The organism is Alcanivorax sp. (genome assembly GCF_051117345.1).
Lineage (GTDB): Bacteria > Pseudomonadota > Gammaproteobacteria > Pseudomonadales > Alcanivoracaceae > Alcanivorax.
Genome location: NZ_JBNPEC010000018.1, coordinates 1 through 4,770 on the forward strand (window position 1 = coordinate 1; position 4,770 = coordinate 4,770).

General features: G+C 58.0%; 7 protein-coding genes. 2 read left to right on the forward strand and 5 right to left on the reverse strand.

What is annotated here, in order from left to right:
* On the reverse strand, positions 1-390 hold a 390-nt coding region (locus tag ACFE0K_RS01515; RefSeq protein WP_434534377.1), incomplete at its 3' end, for an SIMPL domain-containing protein.
* A gap of 163 nt (positions 391-553) precedes the next feature.
* Between ACFE0K_RS01515 and apbC the strand changes: the two genes are divergently transcribed.
* Positions 554-1,639 carry an iron-sulfur cluster carrier protein ApbC gene (gene apbC, locus ACFE0K_RS01520; RefSeq protein WP_434534378.1) on the forward strand — a complete coding sequence of 362 codons (1,086 nt, stop codon included), beginning with the start codon at positions 554-556 and terminating at the stop codon, positions 1,637-1,639.
* A gap of 117 nt (positions 1,640-1,756) precedes the next feature.
* On the forward strand, positions 1,757-2,326 hold the full coding sequence (gene dcd / locus ACFE0K_RS01525; protein ID WP_434534379.1) for a dCTP deaminase: 570 nt from the start codon (positions 1,757-1,759) through the stop codon (positions 2,324-2,326).
* Positions 2,327-2,357: 31 nt separating this feature from the next.
* Here the strand turns inward: dcd and ACFE0K_RS01530 are convergent, their stop codons facing one another.
* The 4 genes from ACFE0K_RS01530 to ACFE0K_RS01545 all read right to left on the reverse strand — a co-directional run.
* Positions 2,358-3,071, reverse strand: coding sequence for a DUF3108 domain-containing protein (locus ACFE0K_RS01530; RefSeq protein ID WP_434534380.1), 714 nt, complete (start codon positions 3,069-3,071; stop codon positions 2,358-2,360).
* A gap of 2 nt (positions 3,072-3,073) precedes the next feature.
* On the reverse strand, positions 3,074-3,748 hold the full coding sequence (locus ACFE0K_RS01535; RefSeq protein WP_434534381.1) for a DUF3108 domain-containing protein: 675 nt from the start codon (positions 3,746-3,748) through the stop codon (positions 3,074-3,076).
* Positions 3,749-3,755: 7 nt separating this feature from the next.
* Positions 3,756-4,397 (reverse strand): phosphoribosylglycinamide formyltransferase, encoded by a 642-nt coding sequence (gene purN / locus ACFE0K_RS01540; protein WP_434534382.1) that lies wholly within the window; start codon positions 4,395-4,397, stop codon positions 3,756-3,758.
* A partial coding sequence (locus ACFE0K_RS01545; RefSeq protein WP_434534383.1) for an AIR synthase-related protein occupies positions 4,394-4,770 on the reverse strand: 377 nt, incomplete at its 5' end. The genes purN and ACFE0K_RS01545, both read right to left, overlap by 4 nt.

Below are 4,770 nucleotides of genomic sequence, written 5' to 3' on the forward strand. Positions count from 1 at the left end.
TTGGGTATAGGTGTCCAGGCCATTGGCGCGGAAGGTCACGTCACGGCTTACCTGATGGCCGACCAGTTTACGCTCCGGCTGGTATTGCCATTGCGGCTGGACGTGCAGATCGCTGGCGCGGACCTGTTTTTCCTCAATATCCAGATCGTCCACCAGGTCGAGCATGTCGGCCACAGTGTCGTCGACGAGGGATTTCATGGCAGCAATGTCGTCACCCTGTTCGCGGGCAGTCGCTACCACGCGGAAAATATCCGGTTGGGCTGCGATGTCGCCACTGCCGGACACGGTGATGCTGTCAGGCCCGTGATTGATAAGATGGGGGGCATCGTTGCAGGCCGTCAGGCTCAATGCCCCCAGGGCGATCAGGGATGCGGCGGTGATGCGTTTCATGGACTCTCCTTGTACTGTCGTGCAATCGGCATTCTATTTTGCGCATTTACAGCGGGATAACCACCCCATGGTTCGTGTTTGTGCAACGAATAACTTCTGCGAAGGTGGCTTGGTTGTTAACGGCTTAGCCCCTATCATCGCACCTCTCGAAACGGAGGCCATCATGAGTTCAGCCGAGCAACGCATTCGACAGCAACTGGGCGGTTTTATTCCCGACGATCTGGGCGTCAGCCTGACGTCTGTGGATGCCATTGAATCACTGACCGTGGACGACAGCACCGTCCACGCCCGAATCGTTCTTGGTTTTCCGATTGACGGTATCCGCGAGCGCCTGGTGACACAGATCCGGGAGCATTTGAGCGAGGTGCTGGAAGACCGTGATCTGACCCTGGACCTGACGGCAGAGATTATTCCTCATCGGGCTCAAAGCAGCTTGCCGGCCATGGATCAGGTGGCCAATGTGATCGCCATCGCCTCCGGCAAGGGGGGGGTTGGCAAGTCCACTACGGCGGTGAATCTGGCATTGGCCTTACAGGCCGAAGGTGCCCGGGTGGGGCTGCTGGATGCGGACGTATTCGGCCCCAGCCAGCCGCTGATGCTGGGGCTTCCAGACGGTACCCGCCCGGAGGTGCTGGAGGGTAAGTACTTTGTGCCGGTGGAAGCCTATGGTCTGCAGACCATGTCCATGGGCTACCTGACCACCAAGCAGACCCCGGTGGTCTGGCGGGGTCCGAAAGCCAGTGGTGCTCTGGTGCAAATGATGGAGCAGACCCGTTGGCATCAGCTGGATTACCTGCTGGTGGATCTGCCGCCGGGCACCGGGGATATCCAGCTCACCCTTGCCCAGAAAATACCGGTGGCCGGAGCGGTGATTATTACCACGCCCCAGGACATTGCCTTGCTGGATGCCATCAAGGGGGTGGAGATGTTCCGCAAGGTGGATATCCGCGTGCTGGGCATCGTGGAGAACATGGCGGTGCATATCTGCAGCCAATGTGGCCATCAGGAGCATGTGTTCGGTCAGGGCGGTGGCGACAGGATGGCCAGTGAGTATCACACCGAAGTGCTGGCGGCCCTGCCATTGTCACTGCGAATCCGCGAACAGGCAGACAGTGGGCAACCGGTGGTGGCGGCCTGCCCGGATAGTGAGGAAACCGGCCTGTACCGCCAGGCGGCCCGTCGTCTGGCGGCCAGATTGTCACTGACGGAAGCTGGCAAGCGGGCATTTCCCAAGGTGACGCAGCATTGAATAAACACCAGATGTCGTGGGCTGGATTGACAGCGCCTGACATCTGGCGTCCGGCGTCCGGCGTCTATACCATTGTGCGCTTGAACGCCAACCACTCCGGAATTTTGAGGCGCAACAATGACGATTAAATCGGATCGCTGGATTACCCGCATGGCCGCCGAGAATGGCATGATCGAGCCCTTTCAGGCCGGCCAGATCCGCGCGGATGAGAATGGCGAAAAAATGATTTCCTACGGTGTGTCCAGCTACGGATACGATGTGCGTTGTGCGGATGAATTCAAGGTGTTCACCAATATTCACTCCGCCACGGTAGACCCGAAGGCTTTCGATGAGCGCAGCTTCGTGGACATCAAAGGCGACTACTGCATTATTCCGCCTAATTCCTTTGCGCTGGCACGTACTGTGGAATACTTCCGCATCCCCCGTAATGTGCTGACCATCTGTCTGGGCAAGTCCACCTACGCCCGCTGCGGCATTATTGTCAATGTGACGCCGCTGGAGCCGGAGTGGGAGGGCCATGTGACCCTGGAGTTTTCCAACACCACCACGCTGCCGGCAAAAATTTATGCCCACGAAGGTGTGGCGCAGATGCTGTTCTTCGAGTCCGATGAGGTGTGTGAAACGTCTTATATGGATCGGGGCGGGAAATACCAGGGCCAGCGCGGCGTCACCCTGCCACGGGCCTGATATTGCAGGAGCGCCGCTCCTGCAGAGGTTCCTAGGACAACGGCGGCAGATCCGGGCCGTCGTAATCAATCATGATCAGTTCAGCCTTTAGCAGGGTGCTTTCAATGTGCCTGGCCTTGACCACCATGTAGTCCAGGCTTGGTGCCACCCAGAACAGGGTGCGACGTTTCTCCTTGCTGTCCCCTTCGCGCTTTTTTTCCACCAGCAGGGTGTCGATTTCGCCCATGGGCGTATCAATCACTTCCCGGTCGATGATCTCGAAATGATGGGTACGCAGCTTGTCGCCGTAGACGCTGGTGACTTTGTAGGCCTTGTCACCGGTGGCAAATACACAGCGGCCGCGCAACAGGATGGTTAGCTCGTCCAGAGTGTTTTCCGGAATTTCCAGGCTTTCCTGATCATCTTCGGATTCATTGTGGACCATGGGTGGGTTCCACTGGAAATCCATGTGGTGGTAACGGTGTTGGCCAAATCCCTTGAATTCATGGACATACTGGGTGGTGCGTGGCTGACAGTCGCGCCAGTGGAAGTAACTCTCTTCGGTGTTGGTAAGCAGGAAGGATTTGGCCTTCAGCAGCATGCGGTAATAGTCTTTGCCTTCGGCAGGTTCCAGCACCAGGTCGGCCTTCACCGGGGTGGGCAGCTTGTTCACATAAATGCGGAATTCGGCCGCAAAAGGTGCCAGCGGCTCGGCACCAGCAACGCTGCTGGCGGCCACCAGTAAGGCAAGTAAGATCCGTCGCACCGTTAGTCTCCCTCCATAGATTGCAGCGTCATCACGTGGTCGCCATCACTGTTTTCCTGCAGCAGTTGAACAAGCAGATAATCATGCTGCGGTGCAAACCACATGTAGGTCTGTCTTTTGCTGTTGGTGCCGCGCTGGCGTTGTACTTTTACTGTTTCCACCTGCTTGCCGTCAATATTCAGCTGTTCCTCGCCTACCACACGGTAGCGGTGTGCTTCCATGGAACGTTCATCGGCAACCTGCAATTTTATGTCACGCTGGCCAGCCTGAAGAGAACACTGCAGGGCCAGAGATACGGAGAGTTCGTCCGTGGCTTGATCTGTAATCGGGTAATTACGGGTTGGTTTGTCCGTGCGTTCACTGGCGGCGACCCCGGTCTCCCGGTCCAGATGCAGTTTGGCTTCCTTGACCCGTCCCAGGCCACGACGGTAGTAGCCATAGAACGTGCTTTCGGGAATACATTTTTGCCAGTCGAACAGGGTGGTTTCGCGGATTTCCCCCAGCCAGTTTTTGGCCTGCACTTCCATTTTCCATAGGCCATCCTGCATGGGTTTCAGGGTGCGTGTGGCCGTAACGGTGAAAGGAATGCCTTCACTCTTCAGGCTGTAATCCAGAGAAAAAGGCGCAACCGGTGGCTCGGCATGGCTGGCCGGAGCCACCAGGGCCAATGTCAGCAACAGACTGCTAGACCAGTTGAAACCCCTGTTCGGGGAGAGGTTTGCCATCCAGCATGACTCCGTTTTGATTCAGTTCCAGGCGCTGTTCAGCACGCCATTGCAACACCAGAGGATAAAGCAGGTGTTCGCGTTGTTGTACGCGTTTGGACAAGGAATCAACGGTATCGTTCGCAAGGACCTCCAGCGGGGCCTGGGCGATCAGCGGGCCGCCATCCAGTTCTTCGGTGACGAAATGGATGGAGCAGCCATGCTGTTGATCGCCGGCTTCCAGAGCGCGGGCATGGGTGTGGAGCCCGCGGTACTTGGGCAATAGAGAGGGATGGATGTTGATCAGTTGGCCGGCATAGTGGCGAACAAACAGCGCAGAGAGAATGCGCATGAACCCGGCCAGGACCACCGTGCCGGGCTGGTAACGGTCCAGGGTGGTGATCATTGCCTGGTCGAATGCTTCCCGGCTGTCGTACTGGCGATGATCCAGTACTTCGGTGGCAATGCCGGCATGCTGGGCACGGCTCAGGCCACCGGCATCGGCACGGTTGGACAGTACCACTGCGATCTCTGCATCCAGGCGGCCACTATCAATAGCCGCCATGATGGCCTGCAGATTGGTACCGGAGCCGCTGATCAGAACAGCAAGGCGGTGCGTCACTCTGCCAAGCCTTCCAGTACCACTTCCGGCTCCCCTTCGCCGGCCTGGATTTCACCCATCAGGAAGGCGACTTCGCCTTCGGCTTCCATCAATGCCAGGGTGGCATCCACCTGATCCGCCGGGACGGCGATGACCATGCCGACACCACAGTTAAAAGTGCGGTACATCTCGAAAGCCGGGACCTGGCCTTCTTGCTGCAACCACTTGAATACGGCGGGGAATTCCCAGCTACGGGTGTCGATAACTGCACGGGTGTTTTCTGGCATCACCCGGGGCAGGTTTTCCGGCAGGCCGCCGCCGGGGATGTGTGCCAGGGCATGTACCGGCACCGTCGCGATCAGTTTCAGCAGGGGTTTGCCATAGATGCGGGTGG

What these genes read in the sequence shown, in the direction of transcription:
- apbC (WP_434534378.1), top strand. Translation starts at nt 554, where the DNA reads ATGAGTTCAGCCGAGCAACGCATTCGACAGCAACTGGGCGGTTTTATT.
- dcd (WP_434534379.1), top strand. Translation starts at nt 1,757, where the DNA reads ATGACGATTAAATCGGATCGCTGGATTACCCGCATGGCCGCCGAGAAT.